Annotated in this window: 24 protein-coding genes; 13 read left to right on the forward strand and 11 right to left on the reverse strand. The window is 69.4% G+C overall.

The window, feature by feature from the left end; all coding sequences use genetic code 11:
* Positions 1 to 57 precede the first annotated feature (57 nt).
* Both MFF61_RS29615 and MFF61_RS29620 read right to left on the reverse strand, forming a co-directional pair.
* Positions 58 to 678 (reverse strand): alpha/beta hydrolase, encoded by a 621-nt coding sequence (locus MFF61_RS29615; RefSeq protein ID WP_238241276.1) that lies wholly within the window; start codon positions 676 to 678, stop codon positions 58 to 60.
* Positions 665 to 1,219 (reverse strand): carboxymuconolactone decarboxylase family protein, encoded by a 555-nt coding sequence (locus MFF61_RS29620; RefSeq protein WP_238241277.1) that lies wholly within the window; start codon positions 1,217 to 1,219, stop codon positions 665 to 667. The genes MFF61_RS29615 and MFF61_RS29620 overlap by 14 nt, the downstream gene beginning before the upstream one ends.
* A gap of 109 nt (positions 1,220 to 1,328) precedes the next feature.
* Between MFF61_RS29620 and MFF61_RS29625 the strand changes: the two genes are divergently transcribed.
* Positions 1,329 to 2,237 (forward strand): LysR substrate-binding domain-containing protein, encoded by a 909-nt coding sequence (locus tag MFF61_RS29625; protein ID WP_238241278.1) that lies wholly within the window; start codon positions 1,329 to 1,331, stop codon positions 2,235 to 2,237.
* Between the two features lie 280 nt (positions 2,238 to 2,517).
* Here the strand turns inward: MFF61_RS29625 and MFF61_RS29630 are convergent, their stop codons facing one another.
* Positions 2,518 to 3,417, reverse strand: a complete 900-nt coding sequence (locus MFF61_RS29630; protein ID WP_238241279.1) for a LysR family transcriptional regulator — start codon at positions 3,415 to 3,417, stop codon at positions 2,518 to 2,520.
* A 173-nt stretch (positions 3,418 to 3,590) separates the two neighbouring features.
* Here MFF61_RS29630 and MFF61_RS29635 point away from each other — a divergent pair, with 173 nt between their 5' ends.
* The 7 genes from MFF61_RS29635 to MFF61_RS29665 are packed head-to-tail and all read left to right on the forward strand — an operon-like array spanning position 3,591 to position 9,851.
* Positions 3,591 to 4,310 (forward strand): EthD family reductase, encoded by a 720-nt coding sequence (locus tag MFF61_RS29635; protein ID WP_238241280.1) that lies wholly within the window; start codon positions 3,591 to 3,593, stop codon positions 4,308 to 4,310.
* Entirely contained in the window at positions 4,307 to 5,356 is a 1,050-nt protein-coding gene (locus MFF61_RS29640; RefSeq protein ID WP_238241281.1) for an SDR family oxidoreductase, read from the forward strand. The genes MFF61_RS29635 and MFF61_RS29640 overlap by 4 nt, the downstream gene beginning before the upstream one ends.
* Positions 5,357 to 5,375: 19 nt before the next feature.
* Complete coding sequence (locus MFF61_RS29645) at positions 5,376 to 5,681, forward strand: YciI family protein (RefSeq protein ID WP_238241282.1); 306 nt, start codon at positions 5,376 to 5,378, stop codon at positions 5,679 to 5,681.
* Positions 5,682 to 5,683: 2 nt separating this feature from the next.
* Positions 5,684 to 6,118 (forward strand): cupin domain-containing protein, encoded by a 435-nt coding sequence (locus MFF61_RS29650; protein WP_238241283.1) that lies wholly within the window; start codon positions 5,684 to 5,686, stop codon positions 6,116 to 6,118.
* On the forward strand, positions 6,115 to 6,918 hold the full coding sequence (locus MFF61_RS29655; protein ID WP_238241284.1) for an SDR family NAD(P)-dependent oxidoreductase: 804 nt from the start codon (positions 6,115 to 6,117) through the stop codon (positions 6,916 to 6,918). The genes MFF61_RS29650 and MFF61_RS29655 overlap by 4 nt, the downstream gene beginning before the upstream one ends.
* Before the next feature lie 54 nt (positions 6,919 to 6,972).
* Positions 6,973 to 7,974: a TRAP transporter substrate-binding protein gene (locus MFF61_RS29660; RefSeq protein ID WP_238241285.1), complete on the forward strand. Its 1,002-nt coding sequence runs from the start codon at positions 6,973 to 6,975 to the stop codon at positions 7,972 to 7,974.
* Positions 7,971 to 9,851: a TRAP transporter large permease gene (locus MFF61_RS29665; RefSeq protein ID WP_435404798.1), complete on the forward strand. Its 1,881-nt coding sequence runs from the start codon at positions 7,971 to 7,973 to the stop codon at positions 9,849 to 9,851. The genes MFF61_RS29660 and MFF61_RS29665 overlap by 4 nt, the downstream gene beginning before the upstream one ends.
* A gap of 189 nt (positions 9,852 to 10,040) precedes the next feature.
* On the opposite strand, the gene MFF61_RS29670 is transcribed toward MFF61_RS29665, so the two are convergent.
* A complete protein-coding gene (locus MFF61_RS29670; protein ID WP_238241287.1) occupies positions 10,041 to 10,784 on the reverse strand; it encodes a GntR family transcriptional regulator in 744 nt (247 codons plus the stop codon).
* A gap of 123 nt (positions 10,785 to 10,907) precedes the next feature.
* On the opposite strand from MFF61_RS29670, the gene pcaB reads away from it, so the two are divergent.
* The 3 genes from pcaB (at position 10,908) to MFF61_RS29685 (ending at position 15,233) form a co-directional block, all read left to right on the forward strand.
* Positions 10,908 to 12,281, forward strand: a complete 1,374-nt coding sequence (pcaB, locus tag MFF61_RS29675; protein WP_373324814.1) for a 3-carboxy-cis,cis-muconate cycloisomerase — start codon at positions 10,908 to 10,910, stop codon at positions 12,279 to 12,281.
* A 99-nt stretch (positions 12,282 to 12,380) separates the two neighbouring features.
* The gene (locus tag MFF61_RS29680; protein ID WP_238241288.1) at positions 12,381 to 13,715 is read left to right on the forward strand and encodes a cation:dicarboxylate symporter family transporter; all 1,335 of its coding nucleotides are present in this window, start codon (positions 12,381 to 12,383) and stop codon (positions 13,713 to 13,715) included.
* A 120-nt stretch (positions 13,716 to 13,835) separates the two neighbouring features.
* Complete coding sequence (locus MFF61_RS29685; protein ID WP_238241289.1) at positions 13,836 to 15,233, forward strand: class II fumarate hydratase; 1,398 nt, start codon at positions 13,836 to 13,838, stop codon at positions 15,231 to 15,233.
* An 82-nt stretch (positions 15,234 to 15,315) separates the two neighbouring features.
* Here MFF61_RS29685 and MFF61_RS29690 read toward each other — a convergent pair whose 3' ends face one another.
* Entirely contained in the window at positions 15,316 to 16,836 is a 1,521-nt protein-coding gene (locus MFF61_RS29690) for a sensor histidine kinase (RefSeq protein ID WP_238241290.1), read from the reverse strand.
* Positions 16,837 to 17,008: 172 nt separating this feature from the next.
* The gene (locus MFF61_RS29695) at positions 17,009 to 17,467 is read right to left on the reverse strand and encodes a TetR/AcrR family transcriptional regulator (RefSeq protein ID WP_238241291.1); all 459 of its coding nucleotides are present in this window, start codon (positions 17,465 to 17,467) and stop codon (positions 17,009 to 17,011) included.
* Between the two features lie 180 nt (positions 17,468 to 17,647).
* Here MFF61_RS29695 and MFF61_RS29700 point away from each other — a divergent pair, with 180 nt between their 5' ends.
* Complete coding sequence (locus MFF61_RS29700) at positions 17,648 to 17,896, forward strand: hypothetical protein (RefSeq protein ID WP_238241292.1); 249 nt, start codon at positions 17,648 to 17,650, stop codon at positions 17,894 to 17,896.
* Between the two features lie 43 nt (positions 17,897 to 17,939).
* On the opposite strand, the gene MFF61_RS29705 is transcribed toward MFF61_RS29700, so the two are convergent.
* From MFF61_RS29705 to ilvD, 5 genes are all read right to left on the reverse strand, one after another.
* Entirely contained in the window at positions 17,940 to 18,842 is a 903-nt protein-coding gene (locus MFF61_RS29705; protein WP_238241293.1) for an aldo/keto reductase, read from the reverse strand.
* A gap of 190 nt (positions 18,843 to 19,032) precedes the next feature.
* On the reverse strand, positions 19,033 to 19,299 hold the full coding sequence (locus MFF61_RS29710) for a hypothetical protein (protein ID WP_238241294.1): 267 nt from the start codon (positions 19,297 to 19,299) through the stop codon (positions 19,033 to 19,035).
* Positions 19,300 to 19,442: 143 nt separating this feature from the next.
* Positions 19,443 to 19,607: a hypothetical protein gene (locus MFF61_RS29715; protein WP_238241295.1), complete on the reverse strand. Its 165-nt coding sequence runs from the start codon at positions 19,605 to 19,607 to the stop codon at positions 19,443 to 19,445.
* Between the two features lie 368 nt (positions 19,608 to 19,975).
* Positions 19,976 to 20,710 (reverse strand): haloacid dehalogenase type II, encoded by a 735-nt coding sequence (locus tag MFF61_RS29720; RefSeq protein WP_238241296.1) that lies wholly within the window; start codon positions 20,708 to 20,710, stop codon positions 19,976 to 19,978.
* A gap of 11 nt (positions 20,711 to 20,721) precedes the next feature.
* A complete protein-coding gene (gene ilvD, locus MFF61_RS29725) occupies positions 20,722 to 22,392 on the reverse strand; it encodes a dihydroxy-acid dehydratase (protein WP_238241297.1) in 1,671 nt (556 codons plus the stop codon).
* Positions 22,393 to 22,616: 224 nt separating this feature from the next.
* Between ilvD and MFF61_RS29730 the strand changes: the two genes are divergently transcribed.
* Positions 22,617 to 23,492 (forward strand): LysR family transcriptional regulator, encoded by an 876-nt coding sequence (locus MFF61_RS29730; RefSeq protein WP_238241298.1) that lies wholly within the window; start codon positions 22,617 to 22,619, stop codon positions 23,490 to 23,492.
* The last annotated feature ends 54 nt before the right edge of the window (positions 23,493 to 23,546 follow it).

The following is a 23,546-nucleotide window of genomic DNA, read 5'->3' on the forward strand; positions in this document are numbered from 1 at the left end:
AGACCCGCTGGCAGCCTGATCGGATCCTGCTCAGGCCGGCCGGCTACGGGCCGCAGATCAGGCGCGCAGCCATTCCCGTCCGGACTCGGCGTCCTCGTCGGTCAGCGCATGGCCGCACGTGAGCGTGCGGAAGCTGGTCTCGGCACCCTGGTTCCGGAGGGTCGCGGCGAGGTCCTCGCTCAGACCCGGTGGCGCGATCGGGTCGGACGCCCCGGCGATGAGCAGGATCGGCGTCCCGCGCAAGGAGGCACGGGGCTCGGCCCGCAGCGGGTTCACGGCGCGCAGCAGCACGGCGCCAGCGAAGACGGCCTCATGCTGCTGCAGGATCGCGGCCGCGACGTTCGCGCCGTTCGAGTAGCCCACCGCGATCGGCGGCGCGAGGCCGTAGAGCTCGCGGGCGGCGGTGATGAACCGCGCGAGTTGAGCCGCGTGGCGCAACACCGCGTCCTCGTCGAAGACGCCGTCGGCCAGCCGGGGGAAGAAGCGCAGCTTGCCCTGTTCGCTGACGCGGCCCCGGATGGCGAGGACAGCGCTGCCGGGCGAGAGGGTCAGGGCGAAGGGCAGGAGCTCCGTCTCGTCCCCGCCCGTGCCGTGCAGCAGAACCAGCGGCGGCGATCCCGGCATCGCGGCCGGACGGACGACGTGGTGGAACGCGTCGGGCACCTCAGAGGCGCTCATGCCATTCCTCAAGGCCGATCTGCAGCGGCAGCAGGATGCGCACGACGCAATTGTACCACGCGAGGGTCAGCACGAGTTCGAGGCGCTGCTTGTCGTCAAGCACGCCGCAGAGATCGCCCCAGAGGGCATCGTCCACCCGGCCTGACCGCGTAACGGCCTGCGCGAAGCGCATCACGATGCGCTCGGCATCGGAGAAGACCGTGGCGGTCTCGAAATCGGCGATGGCGTTCAGCTTCTCACGGCTCACCCCTGCCTTGACGGCGGAGTTCCAGTGATGCGCCACTTCGTAATCCGCCTTGGTCTCCAATCCGACCGTGATGACCGCGAGCTCCCGCAATTGGCGGTCGAGCAGCCTGCTCCGGCGCAGCGACATCGCCATGGCGAGCACCCCGTCGCAGAGGTCCGGCGCGTTGGCGATGGCGAGGAAGATGTTCTCGACCGGGTTGCCCCGCAGCGCCTCCAGCCGGTCGAACAGATCCTGGTTGTCGGGTCCGACGCTCGCCCGGCTGGCATAGGCGATGCGGCTGGTCGTGGATTCCATTCTGCGGCCCTTCTGACACTCCGCTGCGACGCTACCGAGCCCGCCACGATTGACATAGTGATTTGTTTGCATGTGAAGCATCGATGCCGTCACTGGATGGAAAGGCCCGATGGAGCTGCGCCATCTTCGCTACTTCGTCGCCCTGGCGCGCGAGCTCAGCTTCACCCGGGCCGCCCGCCAGACCCATGTCACGCAGTCGACGCTCTCGCATCAGATCCGCCGCCTGGAGGAGGAACTGCAGCAGCGGCTCTTCGAGCGGGTGGGCAAGCGGGTTCGCCTGACACAGGCCGGGCAGATCCTGCTCCCCGGCGTCCTCCGCTCCCTGGCGGAACTGGACGATGGTTTGAGAGCGATCAGCGCGCCGGCCGAGGCTCTCTCCGGTCAGGTCCGGATCGGGGCCAGCCAGACCTTCACCCTCAACCTGCTCCCCGCCTGCCTCGCGACCTACCTGACCGACCATCCCGGAGTCAGGATCACGGTCGAGGAGTTGTCGGCCGATGCGATCGAAGCGCGGCTCGCCGCCGAGGCGATCGATCTCGGCGTCGCATATCGGCCGAGGGATTTGGAGCGCGTCTCGTTCGAGCCGCTGTTTCAGGACAGGCTGATGCTCGTCGTCGGGTCCGAGCACCGCTTCGCGCGGCGCAAGCTCGTCCGCATGGCGGAGCTCCACAACCAGCCCCTGGCGCTCTTCACGCCGGAATTCGCGACCCGGCGGCTGATCGACGACTGCTTCCGCGGAACCGGCGCGACGCCCCGCGTGATGGCCGAGATGACGACGATCGGGCCGATCCTAGGTCTCGTCCGCTGTCACCCGATCGCCGCGATCCTGTCCGCGCAGGCCTTGCCGGGCAGTGCCGGCTTGAGGGCGATCCCGCTCGACCATCCCGCTCTGGTGCGGACCTGGGGCGCCCTGCTGCGACGCGACCGGCCGATGTCCGCCGCAGCCCATGCCCTGCTCGGGCTGATCCGGGCCGAATGCCGAAGCCTCGGCACCGGTACGGCCGCGCTGGCCGGATGAGTGCGGATCCGGCATTGCTCCCGTAGCGGCGCGCCGTGCCCGATCATCGCGCATGGACCTCGCGGACGCCGTCACCTCCGTTCGCCGGAATTGCTTCCGAGACCGCATCGGTCGACCGGCATGGCGTCGCGGAGAAGCGGGGGGAGGGGGCCGGCCACGCGCCGTCTCCGGATCTCGGCTCCCGGCCGGGGCGCCGATCGTGCGCTTCGTGCCCTTCTGGGCGGCACCCGAGGGACCGTCCGGCCCCGCCGGAGCAGACGGCCGTCCGCTGACCTTGTCGTCAGAGCGTGACCGTCTTCAGTTCACGCCGCAGGAAGTCCAGCAGCAGCCGGATCTTGGGCGGCACGAGCGCACTTGGCCGGTAGGCCGCGTAGATCGGGATCGCATCCTCCGGCTCGAAGGCCTGCAGGATGGGACGCAGGCGTCCGGCGCGGATATCCTCGCCGACGCGCAGGTCGGTGACGCGGCCGATCCCGAGCCCGGCGATCACGGCTTCGTAATTGCCGTGGCCGCCGTTGACGACGTAGTTGCCGTGGACCTTGAGCTTGAGCGGGCGCCCGTCGACGACGAACGACCACTCGTTGCTCATCAACCCGAGGCGGCTCATCAGCACGCAGTTGTGGGTCAGGAGGTCCCGCGGTGTCGCGGGAGTGCCGTATCGCTCCAGGTAGGAGAGCGCCGCGCAGACGATCTGGCGGCTGGACGCCACCTTGACGATCACCGCGGCCGAATCCTTGGGCACGCCCCATCGCAGCGCCACGTCGTGGTCCGAGAGCGTCGGGTCGGTCTCGTCGTCCGAGAGGTCGAGATGGACCCGGAGCTGCGGGTGCTGCGCGAGAAACCGCGGCAGGACCGGGATCAGGCGGTGGAGGCCGATCATGATCGGACTCGTCACCCGCAGCGTGCCGCGCGGCTCGCCGCCGAACTCGCCCACGACCAGTTCCATCTCGGCGATCTCCGCGAGGATGCGGTTCGACCGCCGGTGGTAGGTTTCGCCGGCCTCGGTGAGCGAAAGGCGACGCGTGGTGCGATCGAGGAGCCGCACGCCGAGGCGGCGCTCCAGCCCGTCGACGCGCCGGCAGACCGCGGATCGCGTGACGCCGAGCTGCTTTGCGGCCGCGGCGAAGCTGCCGCTCTCGACCACCTGGGCGAAGACCTGCATGTCGCTACCGCTGCTCACGCCCGCTCCATCGTTGCATTCTTCTCAACATTATGTGTCGCTCGCCGGCGGTTCCCGTCAATCTGCCGTTCCGCGTAGGTTTGGCATCCCAAGGCCGCTTCGAGACGGCCGCCGCGGAGGAACGAGATCGTGAAGATCCCACCAGTCTCGCGCGCGTTCCGGGACACGCGCCGGTGATCAAGCTCGTGACGTTCCAGAAGCGCGTCGCGGTCCTGACGCGCCCTGAATTCGAGGAGCGCTGGCGCACGATCCACGGTCCGATCGCGGCGCGCTTTCCGGGGCTCCGCGGCTACATGCTCGGTTTCTCCCTGGACGAGGGCGAGCCGCCCGCCGACGGGATCGCGCAGCTCTGGTTCGACAGCCGCGACGCGTGCCAAGCCTCCTACGCGTCGGAGATCGGCCGCAACGGCTCCGCCGATGCCTCCGCCTGGCTCGCCCGTCGCGAGCATCTGCTGGCCTCCGAGCATTGGCTGCGGCGCGCCGGTGCGATCAGCGCGACCCCGTTCAAGGTGGTGCTCTGCCTCAAGCGCGCGGCCGGCGATGCGCGCGAAACCTTCCTCGCCGGCCTGCGCCAAGCGGCCACGGCGGCCCTGTGCGAGCGCGCCGGTGCCGTCCAGGCCCGCCTCAGCCTCGACGAGGCCGGCCTGCTCCTGAATTCCAAAGTCGATGGCGACCTGTCCCTCGTCGCCGGCGAAGCACCCTACGACGCCCTGGTCGAACTGTGGTTCGCGACCGAGGCGGCGGCGCGGGCCGGGCGCGCCGCGGCGGCCGGCTGGACCGACGAGGCGTTCGGCGCCCGGCTCGGGCGGTTCGAGGACGCGCTTCTGAGCGAGCACGTGGTGGTGATGCCGCCTTCGCCCGCCTACGGCACGAAGGAAGGATCGGCACCATGAACAAGACCGCTCTCGTCATCGGAGCGACGGGCGTCTCGGGCCGCGCGCTGATCGACCATCTCGAACGCCAGAGCGACTGGTCGGTGATCGGCGTATCGCGCAAGCCCCCGTACTTCCCGACCAGGGCGCGCTTCGTGCACGCCGACCTCATGGATCCCGAGAGCTGCCGCGACAATCTCGGCGGTCTTCGCGAGGTCACGCACGTCTTCTACTGCGCCTATCTCGACAACAAGGTGATCGCCGAAACGCGCGCGCCGAACGCGCGGATGTTCGCCAACGTCCTGCCGGTGATCGAAGAGGCGGCACCGGACCTGCAGCACGTCTGCATCCTGCAGGGGACCAAATATTACGGCCAGTACCTGGGGCCCTTCAAGACTCCGGCCAAGGAGAGCGATCCCCGGATCGACGTTCCCCACTTCTACTACGACCAGCAGGACCTCGTCGCGGAGGCGAGTGCCGGGAAGGCGTGGTCGTGGTCGGCGGCCCGCCCGCACGTGATCTGCGGCTTCGCCCTCGGCAACCCGCTCAATATCGTCACGACCATCGCGACCTACGCGACCCTGGCGCGGGAGATGGGCGAGCCCTTCACCTTCCCGGGCAAACCCGGCGCCTTCACCTCGGTCTACCAAGCGACCGATGCCGGCCTGCTCGCCCGCGCCATGGTCTGGATGGCGACGAATCCGGCCTGCGCCGATCAAGCCTTCAACATCACCAACGGCGACTTCTTCCGCTACCAGAACCTGTGGCCCGCCTTCGCGCACCATTTTGGCGTCGCGCCGGGCGGCGTCGAGACCGTCGACATGATGAAGCGCATGGCCGGGGCCGATGCGCTCTGGGACAGGATCGTCGCGCGGGAGGGCCTGCAGAAGCACCCGCTGTCCCAGCTCGTGAACTGGAACTTCGCGAACTACGCCTTCTCCAACGACTGGGACGTGATGTCCGACACGACGAAGTGCCGACGCTACGGCTTCCTTGAATTCATCGACAGCGAGGAGATGTTCCTCGGTCACTTCCGCGACCTGCAGCGCAACCGGATCGTTCCCTGAGCACCTGAGGAGTACGGCCATGCCCTACATGGTGGTCGCCGACGACAAGCCCGGTACGGCGGAGCTGAGAGCCCGCGTACGCCCAGCCCACGTCGCCTATCTCGAGTCGCACCTGGAGCGGCTGATCGGTGCCGGCGCCAAGCTGGCCGATGACGGCACGACCGCGATCGGCAGCCTCTACCTGATCGACACCGACGATCGGGCGGAGGCCGAGCGCTTCGTCGCCGAGGATCCGTTCATGGTCGAGGGGGTGTTCTCCGGCTTCGTCGCGACGCGGTGGCGCAAGGCGATCCTCGACGGCCGCAGCTTCATCCCGAGGGACTGACCATGACGCCCTCGGCCCGACCGTCGCTCGACCCCGCCCTCGCGGCCGAGTTCGAGCGCAACGCCTTCAACCCCTGCGTCGGCACGGTCCTCCTCTCTGAGAGCGACCGGGCCCGGGTCTGGTACATCCGGCTCGAGCCGGGGGAGCGCATCGGCTTTCACCGCCACGTGCTCGACTACTTCTGGACCGCGCTGACGGCGGGCCGGGCCCGTTCGCACGTCGATGGCGGGCCGGCCCGGGAGGCCCGGTACGTCGCGGGGCAGACCAGCCACATGCGCTTTGCGCCCGGAGAGTTCATGCTCCACGACCTTGAGAACGTCGGCGAGACGCCGCTCACCTTCATCACCGTCGAGCACCTCGAGAGCGCGAACCCGCCGCTTCCGCTGCCGCCGGGCGTGACGCCGCGCGGTCTCGACGCCGGGGCGGTCGCGCCGTGAGCGCGGTGGATCACGCCCGCGCGACCGGCCTGTTCGCACCCGACGCCTTCGCGGGCCGCGTCGTCCTCGTCACCGGAGCGGGACGGGGTATCGGCAAGCTGCTCGCCGAGAGGCTCGCCGCCCTCGGCGCCCGCGTCGCGCTCTGCGACATCGTCGGCGACCGGGCGCAAGCGACGGCGCGCGGGATCGCGGAGACCGGCGGCGAGGCGTTGGCGCTGACGGTCGACGTCGCGGCCGAAGGCGATGTCGAGCGCGCCGCCGGGGCGGTTCTCGCGCGCTGGGGGCGGGTCGACGTCCTCGTCAACGCCGCGGGCAGCTACGGCGCGGCCTATCGCGTCACTCACGAGACGCCCGTCGAGGAGTGGGATTCGGTCTTCGCCTCCAATGTCCGCGGCAGCTTCCTGTGCGCCAAGGCGGTGCTGCCGCACATGGTGGCGGCGGGCGGCGGCCGGATCATCAACTTCGCGTCCAATGCCGGCCGCTCGGTCAGTCCGCTCCTCGGCTGTTCCTACACGGCGGCCAAGACGGCCGTGATCGGGATGACCCGGCACCTGTCGCGCGAATATGCCCGTTACGGCATCCTGGTGAACACGATCGCACCGGGTCCGGTCGAAGGAGAGCGGGTGAGCGGCCTGCTCCGCGATGCCGAGGAGAGCGAGACCCTGAGCGGCCAGATCCCGATCGGCCGCCTCGCCGAGCCGGCCGACATCGTCGACGTGGTCCTGTTCATGGCGTCGGACGCATCCCGCTACATGACGGGCGCCATCCTCGACGTCTCGGGCGGGCTGATTCTCGCCTGACCCATAAAGCGCCCGGAGAGGCGCTCCAGGGCGATCCAACGAACGGAGGGAACCATGACGCCCACACGCCGCAGCTTCGTCGCCTCGGGCCTCGTTGCCGCGTCCACCTTCGCCGTCGTCCGCCCGGCTCAGGCGGCGACCTACCGCATGGCCACCAATCTCCCGGCAGGCCATCCGATGATCGCCCGCCTTGAGGAGGCCGCCCGCAACGTCAAGGCCGACACGAACGGCGAATTCGACATCCGCATCTTTCCCAACAGCCAGCTCGGCGGCGACCTCGAAGTCCTGTCGCAGCTCCGCCAGGGGGCGATCCAGTTCTATCCGCTCGCCGGAGCCCAGCTGTCGAACCTCGCACCCGTCGCCTCGCTCAACGGCGTCGGCTTCGCGTTCAACACCCTCGACGACGTCTGGAAGGCGATGGACGGCGATGTCGGCGCGCTGATCCGCCGGGCGCTGGCCGGCACGGGCCTGCACGTCTTCGACGAGATGTTCGACAACGGCTTCCGCCAGATCACCACCGGCTCCAAGCCGATCGAGAAGCCGGGTGATCTCGCGGGCGTCCATATCCGGGTGCCGCCGAGCCCGCTCTCGACCTCCCTCTTCAAGGCCTTCGGGGCCGCCCCGCAATCGATCAGCTTCGGGGAAGTGTACACCGCGCTCCAGACCAAGCTCGTCGACGGGCAGGAGAACCCGCTGCCCCTCGTCGACAGCGGCAAGTTCTACGAAGTCCAGAAGTTCGTGAGCCTGACCAACCACATGTGGGACGGCTTCTGGGTCCTGGCCAACGGCCCGTTCTGGAAGCGCCAGCCGGCCGCGACGCAGGCGTCCATCACCAAGCATTTCCGCGCCGCGGCGCTGGCCGAGCGGGAGGATGTCGTCAAGCTGACGAGCAGCCTCCGCACGAAGCTGGCCGGGGCAGGCATGACCTTCGTCGAGCCGAACCGGCAGGCCTTCCGCGACGTGCTCAACGGTTCGAGCTTCTACAAGGATTGGAAGGAGAAGTTCGGTCCCGAGGCCTGGACCACGCTCGAGCGATACACGGGCAAGCTCGGGTGAGCGGCGTGGCTGCGACCTCCTCCGGCGCCGTCGCCGAATCCGGCGCCACCCCGGTCAGCCATCCCCTGGACGTGGTCGAGGCGGCGCTCGGCCGGGTGGTGGACGTGGCCGCCGCCGCGCTCCTCCTCGCCGACATCCTCCTGCTCGGCTGGGCCGTGACGGCGCGCTACGCGCTGAACATCCCGGTGACCTGGGTCGAGGAGGCGGCCACCCTGGTCTTCCTCTGGTTCGGCATGCTGGGCGTGGCGGGCGCGCTGCGCCGCCGCATTCATCTCCGGCTGACGTTCGTCCTCTCCCGGATGCGACCGGACGCGCGGCAGCGGACGGAGCGTCTCGCCCACCTCGTGCTGCTCGTCTTCCTCCTCAAGCTCGTGGTGCCGACGATCGCGCTCATCGAGCTCAACCACATCGTCACGTCGCCCAATCTCGGCGTGCCGGGCTCGGTGCCGGTCGCCGCGACCCTGGTCAGCATCGCCCTCATGGGCGTCTTTCTCCTGATCCAGATGTGGCGGGAGATGACGAAGCCGGCCTTCGCGCTGTCCGTCGCGGGCGCCGCCCTCTGCGCGCTCGCCCTCGAACTCGCACCGCCGTTCCTGGCCGACCTCGGCAACCTCAACCTGCTGCTCTTCTTCGGCCTCGGCGTGATGACGCTGATCGTGATCGGCGTGCCGATCGCCTTCGCGTTTGGCGCCTCGACCGTGTCCTACTTCGCGCTCACGAGCGATCTGCCGCTCACCGTCATCGTCGGACGCATCAACGAGGGGATGTCCCACTTCATCCTCCTGACCATCCCGCTGTTCATCTTCCTCGGCATCCAGATCCAGTACACCGGCATGGCGCGGGCGATGATCAACTTCGTCATGGCGCTGATCGGACCGGCCCGCGGCGGGCTCAGCTACGTGATGCTCTGCGCCATGTACCTCGTCTCCGGCATCTCGGGCGCGAAGGCCGCCGACATGGCGGCGATCGGCCCGATCCTCGCGCCCGCCATGAAGGAGCGCGGCGTGCGCGACGGCGACACCGCGGCGCTCCTGGCGGTCTCGGCCGCGGCAGCCGAGACGATTCCGCCGAGCCTCGTGCTCATCATCATGGGATCGGTGACGGGCATCTCGATCGCGTCGCTCTTCGTCGGCGGTCTCGTGCCGGCCGTCGTCTGCATGGTGGCGCTCGCGGTTGCCGTCTACGCCCGCTCCCGCGGGGAGCGCCGCGGCACGGATCGGCGGGACCTCAAGGTCATCGGTCGCACGTTCGTCGTCGCGATCCCCGCCCTCGCCTTGCCGCTGATCATCCGCGCGGCGGTCCTCGAAGGCGTTGCGACCGCCACGGAGGTGGCGGTGATCGGCGTGGCCTATGTGGCGGTCGTGGGCGCCCTCATGATGCGCGGCGTCTCGCTCCGACGCCTGGGCGGGATCCTGGTCGAAACGACCGCGCTGACCGGCACGATCATGATCATCATCGCGCTCGCGGGGGCCATGTCCTGGGCGCTCACGCAATCGGGCTTCGCCGACACGCTCGTCGCGGCCATGCGCCAGCTGCCGGGCGGCAAGGTGACCTTCCTGGCGGTCTCGATCCTGGCCTTCGTGGTGTTCGGGAGCATCCTCGAGGGCATCCCGGCCATCGTCCTGTTCGGGCCGCTGCTCGTGCCGGTCGCGCAATCGCTCGGCGTCCACCCGGTGCAATACGCGATGGTCGTCCTGCTCTCGATGGGGCTGGGCCTGTTCTCACCGCCCTTCGGCTACGGCTACTACACGGCCTGCGCCATCACCAAGACGTCGCCCGACGAGGCGATGTGGAACATGGTGCCCTATCTGGGGGCACTTCTGGCCGCGATCGTCCTCGTGGCAGCCTTTCCATGGCTGAGCATCGGGTTCCTTTGAAGCGCGTAGGCCTCGACCCAGGCTGGCGATCGGCGGGCTCCAAGGCCGGTCCGTGAGCATCCTTGAGCGCTTGGCCGACGAGTTCCCTGCGAGTGGGGCTTCGATGCCGAGACCTCGGCCCTCGGTCTCAGCCGCCCGGCGCCAAGAAGCGCAAATCCGGATGGCGGCAGCGTTCGTCTTCATCGGGCATCAGCCGTGCGCATTCTCGGTCATGCGTCGCAAGCGCTGCGAAACCGTGAAGCGACCCGCCGGATGGAGGGTCGACGAGATCTCGAAGGTCTTGCCGTCCTGGTCGATGTAGTGGCGCACGATCCGCAGCGCGGGCGTCTCGGCCTGGGCCTGCAACGCGCCGGCGCGCGCGGCCGGAAGTGCGACCGCGTCGACATCCTGCCGGATCTCGGCGCTGCGTCGGCCGTAGCGCTGCTCGATCAGCGTGGTGATCAGAAGGTCAGGTGAGGTGCGAACGACGTCGCCGAGGTCGGCGTAGATCGGATCGATGTACACGTCGGTCCAGCCGATCGGCGCGCCGCCCGGCTTCCCGTCCAGGCGCAAGCTGGAGATCCGGAACCAGCGCGTTCCCTCCTGGCAGCCGAGCTCCTCCGCGAGCGCCGCGTCCGCCGTGACCTCCGCCGTGTCCTGAACCTCGCGGATATGGGCGGCGCCGAACTGGATCAGGTCCTCCAGGGAGGCGAGCGACTGGCGGTAGCCGCTGGTCGGCACCGCGGCCTCGACACGCGTCCCCGCCTTCTTCCTGCGCGAGATCAGCCCCTGGTCCTGCAACTGGCGGATCGCGGTGCGCACCGTGTGGCGGCTCGCCCCGTAATGCTCGCAGAGGTCCAGCTCCGTCGGCAGCAGCGACCCGACCGGGTAGCGGCCCGAGGCGATCCCGGCCCTCAGATCCCGCGCCACCTGCGCCCACAGCGTCTCGCTCATCGGCTCCTCGCGCACGTCAGCACGCCGCGGCGTGCCACCCCTCTTGACATCATGTCCGGACATAATCTAGCAAGTTAATGTCCGAACATAATAACACCGCCGGTCGGGCGGTCGGAGGAAATCGTGAGCCGCTCGATCCCCGCACCCACCACCACCGTCATCGACTCCCTCCTGTTCCGCGACGCCTTCGGCACCCCGGCCATGCGCGCGATCTTCTCTGACCACGCCTTGATCCGGCGCTTCATCGAGGTCGAGATCGCACTGGCCAAGGCCGAGGCCGCCTGCGGTGTCATCCCGGCGGACGCGGCCGAGCAGATCGCCGCACGGTGCGATTTCGAGGCGCTGGACTTCGACCTCCTGCGCCAGGAGACCGACACCGTCGGCTACCCGATCCTGCCCCTCGTCCACCAGTTGGTGAAGCAGTGTGGCGAGGCGGGGCGCTACGTCCACTGGGGCGCGACCACCCAGGACATCATGGACACGGCCAACGTGCTCCAGATCCGGGCCGGCCTCGACCTCGTCGCGGCCGATGTCGATGCGTTGCGCACGATCCTGGCCGACCTGTCGCGCCGCCATCGCGACACCCCGATGGCGGGCCGCACCCACCTCCAGCAGGCCCTCCCGGTCACCTTCGGCTACAAGACCGCGATCTGGCTTGCCGCCCTGGACCGCCACGCGGAGCGTCTGGCCCAGGTGCGCCCTCGGGTGCTCGTCGGCTCCTTCGCGGGGGCGGCGGGGACGCTGGCCTCCCTCGGCGAGCACGGCCTTCCGGTGCAGGAGGCCCTCTGCCGCGAGCTCGGCCTCGGCCTGCCGGTCTCGACCTGGCACGTGGCGCGCGACGGCTTCGCCGAGGTGGTCAACCTGCTCGCCCTCCTCACCGGCTCGCTCGGCAAGATCGCCCTCGACGTGATGATCATGGCCTCGACCGAGTTCGCGGAGGTCTACGAGCCCTTCGTCACCGGGCGCGGCGCCTCCTCGACCATGCCGCAGAAGCGCAACCCGATCTCGTCCGAACTGATGCTTGCCGCCGCCAAGGGCGTGCGCCAGCAGGCGGGCCTGATGCTCGACGCCATGGTGCAGGATTTCGAGCGGGCGACCGGCCCCTGGCATGCCGAGTGGCTGGCGATCCCGGAAAGCTTCGTGCTCACGGCGGGCGCCCTGCATCAGGCCAAGTTCGCGCTGGGGGGCCTGATCGTCGACGAGGCGCAGATGCGCCGGAACCTCGGCATCAGCCGGGGCCTGATCGTCGCCGAGGCCGCCATGATGGCGCTCGCGCCCCATACCGGGCGGAGCCAAGCGCACGACCTCGTCTACGCCGCCTGCCGGGTCGTGAACGAGCAGGGCGGCACGCTGGCCGAGGCGCTCGCGGACGTGCCCGGGGTCACGGCGCATTTCGACCGGGCCGCGATCGACCACCTGACCGACCCGGCGAACTACCTCGGTGCCGCCCCGCAGATGGTCGACCGCGTGCTCGCCGCGGTGCCGCGTCGCCGCTGACCTCCACCGCAACCCGCTGCCCGCACAGGCCGCGCCCCAGGGCCCCGCCCGCGGCGAGACCAGGAGCGCGCGTTGCTCGCCTGTCCATCGGAGGAGACCATGACGACCGTCAGCAGCCCCGCCGACCTGCACCCGCCGCCCGCATCCGCCGTCAAGCCGCGCAAATCGATCTGGACCAACCTCGGCTTCCAGATCGTCGTGGCGATGGTGCTCGGGGCCGCAATCGGCTTCCTGTTCCCGAGCTTTGCCGCCCAACTCAAGATCCTGGGCGACATCTTCCTGCGCCTGATCAAGACCGCGGTGGCACCGCTGGTCTTCCTGTGCGTGGTGGTCGGCGTGACCTCGGCGGGCGACTTCAAGCGCATCGGCAAGGTCGGGCTGATCGCGATGCTCTACTTCGAGGTCGTCTCGACGATCGCGCTCGCAGTCGGCCTCCTTGCCGGGAACCTGCTCGGCGTCGGCCAGGGCATGGCGGAGACCACGAAGGCGACGCTCGCCCAGGGCAAGGCGCCGAGCGCCGCCGCCGCACCCCACTCGACGCTCGACTTCATCCTCAACGTCTTCCCCGACAACTTCATCGGCGCCTTCGCCCGCGGCGAGTTGCTCCAGGTGCTCGTCATCGCGCTGATCTTCGGCGCCGCCCTGCTGCACCTCCCGCCCGAGAAGCGCCAGCCGATCGAGCGGGGTCTCAACGCCATCTCGGACGCGTTCTTCGAGTTCATCCACCTCATCATGTGGTGCGCGCCGATCGGCACCTTCGGGGCGGTTGCGTTCGCGGTCGGGTCCAGCGGCACCAGCGTGCTGCTCTCGCTGATCTACCTCGTGCTGAGCTTCTACGCCGTCGTCATCCTCTTCATCGTCGTGGTGCTCGGGGCGATCTCGGCCCTGTTCAAAGTCAACCTGTTTCGCCTCCTCGCCTTCATCAAGGAGGAGATCACCATCGTGCTCGGCACCGCCTCGTCGGAGAGCGTGCTGCCGCGCCTCCTGGAGAAACTGCCGACCTATGGCTGCTCGCGGCAATCGGTCGGGCTCGTGCTGCCGACCGGCTACGCGTTCAACCTCGACGGCACCTCGATCTACATGTCGATGGGCGTGATCTTCCTCGCCAACGCCTACCACGTGCCGCTCGACCTCGGGCAGCAGCTCGGCATCCTGGCGATCATGCTGCTGACCTCGAAGGGCGCCGCAACGGTCTCGGGCGGGAGCTTCGTGGTCTTCGCCGCAACGGTCGCGGCGACGGGGGTGCTCCCCCTCGAGGGACTGCCGATCCTGTTCGGGGTCTACCGCTTCATGTCGATCGCCATCGCCACCACCAACGTGATCGGCAACAGCGTCGCGACGGTGATCACCGCGAAGCTCGCGGGCGAGTTCGACGAGGCCGTGGCCCGCGACGCCCTCGCCCGGATGCGGGCCGAGAAGGGGCTGGCGGCCTGACCACCCGGCCATCGTGGATGAGGTGACGGCACCGTCATTCCTGGTGGCCCCCTTGGGTCGCGAATCCGGGGCTCGGGCTTCGGCGATGCGCGGCGGCAGACGCACAGGAGGTCCACGCCCATGTCCGACGATTCTCGTATCGAACACGATGCCTACGGCGAGGCGGCGATCCCGGCCGGGCGCTACTGGGGGGCTCAGACGGCGCGGGCCTTGGACATCTTCACGCTCGGTGCGGAGCGCTTCCCCGCCGGGCTGATCCACGCGTTCGGCCTCCAGAAGCTCGCGGCCGCACGCGCGAACAGGCGCCTCGGCGTCCTCGCGCCCGACCTCTCCGAAGCGATCGAGAGGGCCGCGCACGAGGTGGCGCAGGGTGCGTTCGACGATCACTTCCCGCTCAGCGTCTGGCAGACCGGGTCCGGCACGCAGACGAACATGAATGCCAACGAGGTCATCGCCAATCGCGCCAACGAGCATCTCGGCAGCCCGCTCGGCTCGCGGTCGCCGGTTCATCCCAACGATCACGCGAATCGCTCGCAATCCTCGAACGACACGTTCCCGACCGTCATGCACCTCGCGACGGCGCTCGCCCTGCGGGACGACCTCCACCCGGCCCTCTCCCTCCTGGCCGACGCGCTCGCCGAGAAGGCCGAGGCCTTCGCGGACGTGGTCAAGATCGGGCGGACGCACCTGATGGACGCGGTGCCGATGACGGTCGGGCAGGCCTTCGACGCCTTCGCCCGGCAGGTCGCGCTGGGGCGCGAGCGCCTGGAGGCCGTCACGCCGCGGCTGTATCGCCTGCCTCAGGGAGGCACCGCGGTGGGCAGCGGCCTCAACGCACCCGCCGGGTTCGACGCGGTGTTCTGCCAAGAGATCTCGGCGCTGACCGGCCTCGCCTTCACGCCGAACCTGAGCAAGTTCGAGGGCATGGGCGGGCACGACGCCCTCGTCGAGGTCTCGGGCGCCCTCAACGTCGTGGCGGTCTCGCTGACGAAGATCGCGAACGATCTGCGCTTCCTGGGGTCGGGCCCGCGCTGCGGCCTGGGCGAACTCGTCGTCCCGCACGACGGGTTGACCTCGTCGATCATGCCCGGCAAGCGCAATCCGACGATCGCCGAGGTCGTGCTGCAGATCGCGTTTCAGGTCATGGGCAATCACGGCACGGTGACGGCCGCAGGTGCCTCCGGGAATTTCGAACTGAACGTCGCCAAGCCGGTTCTGATCCACAATCTGCTTCAGTCCATTCGGCTTCTGAGCGACGGGTGCCGCCTGTTCGCCGAGCGCTTCGTGTCAGGGCTGGAGGTCGATCGCGAGCGCCTCGATGGGAACGTGGCAGGTGCACTGCTGGTCGCCACGGTCCTCAATCCGGTGCTGGGTTACGATCGGGTCGCGCAGATCACGGAAACCGCTTTGAGAGAGGATGTGACGCCCAGAGAGGCTTGCCTCAAGCTGGGTTTTCTCGAAGCGGCTGAGTACGATCGCCTCGTCGACCCGGTCCGGATGGCGCGGCCGAACGGCTGAGGCCGTCCTGTCTTCGACGCCGATCTTCCAGCCGGTGGCCATGTCAGGGCTGCTGCCGCGCCCCATCGAGCCGCCAGAGCGTCTACCGAGCGAGGTTCTCGACCGGGACACTGATCCGCATCGTCAGACCCTCCGCCGCCCAGTCGTGGTGGATCTCCCCATCGAGCTGCCCGACGGCGCTGCGCGCCAGGAGCACGCTCCCGAATCCGCGCCGCCCCGGCGGTCCGGCCACCGCCGGGCCGCCGCGCTCCCGCCACAGCAGCGACAGCGACGCGCCCTCGCGTCGGCAGCAGATCTCGACCCGTCCTGTCGCGACCGAGAGCGCACCGTACTTCACGGCGTTCGTCGCCAGCTCGTGCACGATCAGCGCCAGCGCCGTCGCGGCCTTCTCGCCCACCGCCGCATCGTCGCCCGCGATCCCCACCCGCTCGCGGCCCTGCTCGACATAAGGCGTCAGCAACGTGCGCAGCAGGCCCTGGACCGTCTGGTTCGGAACGGCGGGCTGCCGGTCGGGGCCGTGCGGGCGCACGTACTCGTGGGCCTGCGCCAGCGCCTGAAGGCGGGCGCGAATGCTGTCGGCGTAGTCCCTCGCGGCCGGATGGCCGCGCGCCGTCAGGGCGATCAGTCCCTGGACGACCGCGAAGATGTTCTTGATCCGGTGGGACAATTCACGGGTCAGAAGCTCGCGCGCCTCCTCGTTCGCCTTGCGCCACGTGACGTCGCGATGCGCCCCGATCAGCCGCAGGGCTCGACCACTCGCGTCGCGCTCGATCTGGGCGGTGGCGGCGATCCAGCGAACCTCGCCGTCGCTGGGCCGGATGATCCGGTACTCGGCCCGGTAGTCCGTCTCGCTGCCCCGGACGGTTTCGACGAAGTGGCGCTCCGTTGCCTCGCGGTCGTCCGGGTGAATGCGGCGCACCCACTCCTCGTGGCTCTCGTGCGTGGCGTCCGGAGGCAGGCCATGGATGCGCAAGTACTGCGCCGATCGTCGGTTCTTGAACCCGGCCCCAAGCTCGACTTCGAGGCCGCCGACGCCCGCGATCTCCTGGACCCGCACGAGTTCGGCTTCGCGCCGCGCGAGGGTGCTCATCAGGCGGCGATGATCGAGGAGCGTCATCACCTGACGCGCGAGGGCCTGGAGCATGTCACCCTGCTCGGCGGTCAGACCCTGTGGACGCGGGGCATGATCGAGCACGCACAGCGTCCCGATCGGCAGTCCCTCCGGCGTCACCAGCGTGGCTCCGGCGTAGAAGTGCAGGGGAGGCTCGCCCGCGACCAATCGGTTGCCGATGAAGTGCGGATGCCCGGCCGTATCCGGCACGACGAACAGATCGCCTTGAAGGAGCGCCTGCTTTATCGGACCGTGCAGCGGCGCTTCGCGAATCCCTAAACCGATCTCGGCCTTGAAGAACTGCCGCGTGGTCTCGATCAGGTTCACGGCAGCGACAGGCGTGCGGCAGATCTGGGCTGCGATCCTGCAGATGTCGTCGAAACTCTGCTCGGTCGGCGTGTCGAGCACGGCATAGGCGCGAAGTGCCGCGAGCCGCTCCGTCTCCGCGCAGCGGGAAACGCCCGGCTCATGGCGATCGAGGTCGGTGTCCATCCTTGGCCACCCCTGACGATCGGTGCGGCGAGATCAAACCCGCACACCTTAGCCGGAACGCCATCGACAATGAAGGCCGGTCAGGTGACGCTGCGGGCGTTCTTCGGTTGCATGCCGTGACGGACGCCGAGCCGCGCAGAGGGCGCAGGCTGCGGTCGATGGGGCGGCCGCGTCAGCGCTCCCGTCGGGAAGCGGAGGACCGCGACTGCATGCCGAATCGGGCGTGCAGCTGCGCGAGCCGTGCATTGTCGAGCGGAAAATCGGCGCAGAGCACCCGTCCCAGGAAGGTCCCGTAGAGCACCACCGCGCTCGCCTCCGCATCGAGGGGGGGGGCGAGCCCGCTCCGCCGGAACGTCGTCGTCAGGATCGACACACGCCGCCGGTTGACGGCGGCCACGACCTCGGCCGCCTGCGGGCTGACGGCAGCCCAGCCGTGGACGGCACGCTCCAAGTCCCGAGGTGCGCGGAACGCGACGTCGACGAGACCGTCCAGGCTCGCCGTCTCACCCACACGGGCCCGCTCGGCCCGAGCGAGCGGCTCGTCGACAGCCAGGATTTCCCAGCGCGCGAGGACGGCCCGGTGAAAAGTCGGAACGTCGGCGAAATGCCAGTAGTAGCTGCCGCGGGACACGCCGAGCCGCTTGGCAAGGGGTTCGGCGCGCAGCGCCTCATGCCCGATGATCCTGAGGACCTTCAGGGCCTCCTCAGCCAGCAGGCACGGCTCAGGCGGCGATCACGTTCCATACACTCCTGTATTGACGAGTCCGCCCGGCGGGAACAAGACAACATACATCCCTGTATGGCGGTCGCCATGGCCGCCCTGCTCGTTCCCGCCGGACTGCTCTGCATCGGCGTGGCCTGCCTGCACGGCCATCTCGGCAAGACGCGGCTCATCGCCCGCTCCACCTTCCCCGGCCGACAAGCCGGGGGCCTGATCAGCGCGATCTGGCTGAACGCGAGCACGCCCTTCTGGAGCCGGGTGGGTTTCCGCGTGGCGGAGGCCGCGCCGGGTCTCACCCCGTATGGAGCGGAGGCCGTGTTCATGCCGTGGCAGCCGTAGAAGGCTGCGCCGGCTCCCGCACGGCCGGCGTTCCGGCGATGCGCTACGCTGGGAAAGCCTCATCCAACTGCCGCAGCTCGTCCGATCCGAGCGTCAAGGTCAACGCTGCTGCATTCTCGCGCACATGGGACACCGAGCCGGATTCGGGAATCGCGATCACGCGTCCTGAGCGCACCGCCCACGCCAGAGCCACCGCTGCCGGGCTTCGACCCTGTGAGGACGCGATGCGTTGCACAACCGGGTTCCGCAAGACACCCGCGCCTTCACCACCGAGTGGGGAATAGGCCATGATCGGCATCCGGTGTTGCGCACACCAGGGCAGGACGGCGCGCTCGACCTTCCGATCGGCCAAGCTGTAGGGCACTTGATTGGTCGCGCAAAGCTCGCCCCCAGGGATGCGCCACAGCCGCTCCATCTCGGCAACTCCGAAGTTCGACACGCCCCAACGCCGGATCTGCCCGCCCGCCCGCAGTTGCTCGAAGGTCTCGACGACCTCTGCCAGGTCCTTCACGCGGTCAGGCCAATGCAGCAGATACAGGTCGAGGTGATCGGTGCCGAGACGGGTGAGGCTTGCGGAGCAGGCGTCCTGGATACCCGTCCGGGTCGCGTGCGAGGGCCACACCTTCGAGACGAGGAAGACCTCGTCGCGACGGTTCTTGATCACGCGCCCGATCAGTTGCTCCGCCTTGCCGCCGCCGTAGACCTCGGCCGTATCGATCAGCGTCATGCCGAGCGAGAGGCCGGTGCTCATCGCCTGCTCCTCCTCCGCTGCGGGGCGCCGCTCCTGGCCCAGACGCGCTGATCCTTGTCCCACGGCCGGCACGACCGTGCCATCGCTCAAGGAAACGCTTCGCGCGGTCGCGCTCGTGGCCCTGCGAGGCAGACCGAGGGCCGAGATCAGGCCGATGCCGCCTAAGGCTAGGCGACGCCGCGTGATCGCCTGCATGACACTCTCCGGCGTCGATGGCGGATCGGAGCAGTGTACCCGGCTTGGGAAGGCGCAGGTACGGCGAACGCGCGCAATCGCCCGATCAAGGAGTCCGGCGCACTCCGTAAGCACGGAGCATGGGCCCGACCGCCGCCGCGTCGGACCGCACCGTCTCCGGAGGAGAGCGGAGACGGTGCGGCACCGCGGGTCAGGCGTTGGGGCGAAACTCGCCCGTCGGGTCGAAGCGAGCGGTGCTCACGCCGCCGGCATCGTTGACGCCGAAGCGCCGGAAGCCGCGCCCGCCGTGGAAGCGGTTGAACCGGTAGAACCGGCCGCCGTGGAAGCCATGCTTGTGGAAGCCGCCATGGTAGCCGCCGCCGTGATACCCGCCGAAGCCGCGGGCTTCCGCGGACCCGGCGAAGCTGATGGCCGCGATGCCTGAGATCAGGGCGGCGCTGAGAGCGGTCTTGAACATGCCTTGCTCCTTCTCGTGCGAGGTCAGAGCAGGATGCGGCCGACGGCCGGCCCCGTCCGTGATGCGGCTCACGCAAGCGAAAACCCGCCCAGGGGTGCCCGGGCGGATCGGAACGGCTCGCAAGGGAGCGGCGGATGGCGCGGTCAGGCGGCGCGCTGGAGCAACGCCTGCGCGTTGTCGTTGACGGCCACGAACATGCCGGCGGTCTCTGCGTCCGGAGCCGCGAAGCCCAGGCGATCGGTGAGGATGGCGAGCGCCGGACCCACGGCGACGGCGGCGAGACCGGCGAGGAAGAGGGCGATCGTCATGGTGGGCGTCCCGTGGTGTGTGCGTTTGCGATGAACCGAATATCGCACTGCACAAAACTGTCTGGTATACCACATGCCAAAGATCGGACATGCAGCGGCTGCATACGGTCGCAAGGCGCCTCATCCCACATCCGCTTGATCCCTTCGGAATGGCGGATGTGGGCTTCGCTCAGTCGTGTGGCGCCCTGGGCTCCACCGCGCGGGCTTGCTGATGCCGTCTCCGCTTTGATCAAGCGGAGACGGCATCAGACGATTCAGGCAGCGGTTGCTGTCAGGCCGTCTTGCCAGCAGAGCGCCGGCGAGCCCGTCCAGGATCGTCTGGCCGGGGGGCCCGAGTTGCCCTGTGCTGCAGGGGTCGGGTCAGCCGGTCAGGGAGTCGAACCGTCGTCCGGTAGCCATCGCCAGCTCGCGAAGCGCTCCAGTACCCCGTCGAGCGTCCTGACGATGGCCTCCGGCTGGTAGCCTTGGGGAGCTTGGCGTCCCGTCCCGCGGTCCACCCAGACACAGCGGAAGCTCAGGTCGCGGGCCGCCACCAAATCGAGATGGGGACTGGCGCAGATGTGGCAGATGGCGTCGCGGCCAGCCCCGATCGCCTGCCAGACATGCTCGAAGATGCGCGCCTGCGGCTTGTAGGCGCCGGCCTGCTCCGCCGTCACCACGCGGTCGATCGTGCCCGGCGGGCCAAGTTGAGCGACGTTGCCGGCGATCAACGCGTCATCCGTGTTGCTGACGATGCAGAGGCGAAATCCCGCCTCCTTCAGCCGCCGCAAGGTCCGCGGAACCTCCGGGAACGGCGGCATGGCCGAGATGCTGCCGGTGAGGATCTCCGTATCCATCGAGCCGCATTGCAGCCCGAACTCTCCCATCGCGCGATGGAGCGCCTCGCCGGACACGGTCCGGAAGTTGCGGTGCGGCGGCTGCTGTTCGAGCGCGTGTTCGTGCTGATCGTAGACCGCGATCAGCCTGCCGGGAGCGATCTCGGCCCGGCCGTGCCTGGCCAGGATCTGCGAGACTGCAGCGAGCAGGCCCTCGTCCCATTGGATGAGAGTGCCGTAGCAGTCGAAGGTCAGCCACGTCGGGCGAAGGGTCGATGAGCGCGTCACGGGCCCTCTCCTCAGAAGCGGGGCATGACTGCGCCCTCGGAGGCCGGGGCGACGTGGTCGGCGTAGAACTTCAGGTAGCCGCGCGACACGCGCGGGGCGGGAGCGACGTAGGCTGCGCGACGGCGCTCGAGCGCGTCGACGGGCACCAGGAGGTCGAGCCGGCGCCCATTGAGATCAATCGCGATCGCGTCGCCATCCTCGACCAGGGCGATCGGCCCCCCACGGGCGGCCTCGGGCGTGACGTAGCCGATCGCCGGGCCGTGGGTCGCCCCTGAGAACCGGCCGTCGGTGACCAGGGCGCAGCTCTCGCCCAAACCCGCGCCGATCAGCGCCGACGTCGCCCCGAGCATCTCGCGCATGCCGGGGCCGCCCTTCGTGCCCTCATTGCGGATGACGATGCAGGTCCCCGGCCCGATCTGGTCCGTCCGCAAGGCATCGATCGCCTCCTCCTCAGCCTCGAACACGCGCGCCGTGAGGGTGACCTCCCACATCGCGCGCGCGACGCCCGAGACCTTCACCACCGCCCCGCCAGGGGCGAGCGTGCCCCGCAGGATAGAGAGGCTGCCCTCGGCCTCGACCGGGCTCGCCAAGGTGTGGATGCAGGTGGAATCCAGGATCGTGGCCGCGTCGGCGATCTCGCCGATTGTCAGCCCCGCGACCGAGCGGGCCTCGCGCTGCAGCAGCGGCCCGAGCGCCTTCATCACGGCGGGCACGCCGCCGGCTTCGCCCAGTTCCGTCACGCCCCAGGGTCCGGAGGGAGCCAGCTTGACCAAGGTCGGCGTGTCGCGCGAGAGCCGGTCCCAGGTCTCGAAGGACACCTCCACGCCAGCCTCCCGCGCCATGGCGATCATGTGCAGGACCATGTTGGTCGAGCCGCCCACCGCCATGCCGACCCGCATCGCGTTCTCGAAGGCCGCCGCCGTCAGGAGGCGCGACGGGCGGACATCCTCCGCCACAAGACGCATGATCTCGATGCCGGTGGCCTGCGCGGCGCGCAGCTGCGCGTTCGAACCCGCGGCCAGCGTCCCGGTCCCCGGCAGGGCGAGGCCGAGCGCCTCGGTGTACAAGCCCGCCGTATTGCCGGACGTGGCCGTGTCGCAGGCGCCCGGGCCAGGGAAGTGCGCGTCCTCCATCCCCGCCAGATCCGCGCGCGAGAGCGAGCCGCGCAGAACCTCGCCGACCCCGTCGTAGACGGTTTCGAGGAAGACCTTGCGGCCCCGCCAGCGCCCGACCGGTGTCGGGCCGCCGTAGAGCAGCACGCTCGGCAGATCCAGGCGGGCCGCCGCCATGACCATGCCCGGCACGACCTTGTCGCCCGAGGGCAGCAGCACCATCGCGTCGAAGCGGTGCCCCTGCACCATCAGCTCGATGAGATCGGCCACCACGTCGCGGCTCGGCAGGACATAGCGCATGCCCTCCGACGCGAAGGTCTCGCTGTCCGTGACGTGGAAGGCGTTGAACTCGCACGGCGTCCCGCCGGCCCGGTAGATGCCGGCTTTGACCGCGTCGGCAACGCGCCGCAGATGCGCATTCTCCGGCGAGAAGTCTTGGTAGGTGTTGACCACCGCAACCAGCGGACGGTCGAGGTCGGCGTCGGTCAGGCCGGCTCCCTTGATCCAGGCGCGCTGGAGGGAGCGGGTGATGCCTTGGAACTGGTGGCGGCTGCGCAGGTCGCGAGACATGGGTTCTCCTCTCACTGCGCGATGGCGCAGCGACCGCGAAGGGGATGCGACGGAGCCGGCGGTCGGTGCCGGCAGCTTCACGGATCAGGCCGGCATCCGCAGCCTTCGGCCGCGTGCATCGCACCGGAGGCCCGTCCCGGCTCCTCTCCGTATGCCCGGCACATTGACGCGCGACGCGACCAGTGTGAAATTAAATATCAAAATGCGCTTCAGTGAGAAAAGCGATGATGCCGCCGCTCGACGCGGACCTGCTCCGCTCCTTCGTGGCCGTCGTCGATGCGGGTGGCTTCACCCGTGCCTCCGAACGGCTGAACCTGACGCAATCCACGGTCAGCCAGCAGATCCGCAAGCTTGAGGCCGCGGCAGGCCGCCAGCTGCTGACCCGCGACCGGACCGGCAGCGGTGCGCAGCCCACCGAGCCCGGCGAGCTGCTGCTCGGGTATGCACGGCGCATTCTCGCCCTCTCCGCGGAAGTGCAGGAGGCGATGCGGGCTCCGGAGGCTCCCCGCACCGTGCGGCTCGGCGTTCCGGAGGACTTTGCCGGTCGCCGCCTGATCGAGATCCTCTCGGCCTTCGCCCGCGACGCGCCGCAGATCCGCCTCGACACCATCAGCGGCTGGGGGGCCGACATGCGCCGCCGGCTGGAGGCCGGTGAGGTGGATTTGGCGCTCGTGAAGCGCGAACCGGGGGAGGGCCAGAGCCTGGCCGTGTGGCCGGAGAGGCTGCTCTGGATCGCTGGACGGACGGCCCGGATCGAGGCCGCTCCGGTGCCGCTCGCCGTCTTCCCACCCGGCTGCATCTACCGCGCAAGGATCATCGACGCGCTGGAGCGCCAGGGACGATCCTGGCGAATCGCCTACGCCAGCCAGGGGCTGATGGGGGTTCAGGCCGCGGTCGCGTCGGGTCTGGGCATCAGCTTGCTCTCGGCGGACGCGCTCCTGCCGGAGCACCGCCGCCTCACCACCCAGGACGGCTTCGATGAGCCGCGCCCGACGGAACTCGCGCTCGTCGCACAGGCGCGGCGGATGGCGCCGGCGGTGCGGAGTGTCGCCGACTTCCTGACGCACGTGGTCGGAGAGGTCGTACTGCGTCAGGACTGACGCGATCGGCGGGGCCCGCATGCGGAGGGGGCGCGCCTTGATGCCGATTCTCGG

This window comes from Methylobacterium isbiliense (assembly GCF_022179325.1).
GTDB classification, from domain to species: domain Bacteria; phylum Pseudomonadota; class Alphaproteobacteria; order Rhizobiales; family Beijerinckiaceae; genus Methylobacterium; species Methylobacterium isbiliense.

Bases quoted from the DNA above. Each gene is read 5' to 3' on its own strand.
- MFF61_RS29615 (WP_238241276.1), bottom strand. From the start codon at position 678: ATGAGCGCCTCTGAGGTGCCCGACGCGTTCCACCACGTCGTCCGTCCG.
- MFF61_RS29620 (WP_238241277.1), bottom strand. From the start codon at position 1,219: ATGGAATCCACGACCAGCCGCATCGCCTATGCCAGCCGGGCGAGCGTC.
- MFF61_RS29625 (WP_238241278.1), top strand. From the start codon at position 1,329: ATGGAGCTGCGCCATCTTCGCTACTTCGTCGCCCTGGCGCGCGAGCTC.
- MFF61_RS29640 (WP_238241281.1), top strand. From the start codon at position 4,307: ATGAACAAGACCGCTCTCGTCATCGGAGCGACGGGCGTCTCGGGCCGC.
- MFF61_RS29645 (WP_238241282.1), top strand. From the start codon at position 5,376: ATGCCCTACATGGTGGTCGCCGACGACAAGCCCGGTACGGCGGAGCTG.
- MFF61_RS29650 (WP_238241283.1), top strand. From the start codon at position 5,684: ATGACGCCCTCGGCCCGACCGTCGCTCGACCCCGCCCTCGCGGCCGAG.
- MFF61_RS29660 (WP_238241285.1), top strand. From the start codon at position 6,973: ATGACGCCCACACGCCGCAGCTTCGTCGCCTCGGGCCTCGTTGCCGCG.
- MFF61_RS29670 (WP_238241287.1), bottom strand. From the start codon at position 10,784: ATGAGCGAGACGCTGTGGGCGCAGGTGGCGCGGGATCTGAGGGCCGGG.
- MFF61_RS29680 (WP_238241288.1), top strand. From the start codon at position 12,381: ATGACGACCGTCAGCAGCCCCGCCGACCTGCACCCGCCGCCCGCATCC.
- MFF61_RS29685 (WP_238241289.1), top strand. From the start codon at position 13,836: ATGTCCGACGATTCTCGTATCGAACACGATGCCTACGGCGAGGCGGCG.
- MFF61_RS29690 (WP_238241290.1), bottom strand. From the start codon at position 16,836: ATGGACACCGACCTCGATCGCCATGAGCCGGGCGTTTCCCGCTGCGCG.
- MFF61_RS29700 (WP_238241292.1), top strand. From the start codon at position 17,648: ATGGCCGCCCTGCTCGTTCCCGCCGGACTGCTCTGCATCGGCGTGGCC.
- MFF61_RS29705 (WP_238241293.1), bottom strand. From the start codon at position 18,842: ATGCAGGCGATCACGCGGCGTCGCCTAGCCTTAGGCGGCATCGGCCTG.
- MFF61_RS29710 (WP_238241294.1), bottom strand. From the start codon at position 19,299: ATGTTCAAGACCGCTCTCAGCGCCGCCCTGATCTCAGGCATCGCGGCC.
- MFF61_RS29715 (WP_238241295.1), bottom strand. From the start codon at position 19,607: ATGACGATCGCCCTCTTCCTCGCCGGTCTCGCCGCCGTCGCCGTGGGT.
- ilvD (WP_238241297.1), bottom strand. From the start codon at position 22,392: ATGTCTCGCGACCTGCGCAGCCGCCACCAGTTCCAAGGCATCACCCGC.
- MFF61_RS29730 (WP_238241298.1), top strand. From the start codon at position 22,617: ATGATGCCGCCGCTCGACGCGGACCTGCTCCGCTCCTTCGTGGCCGTC.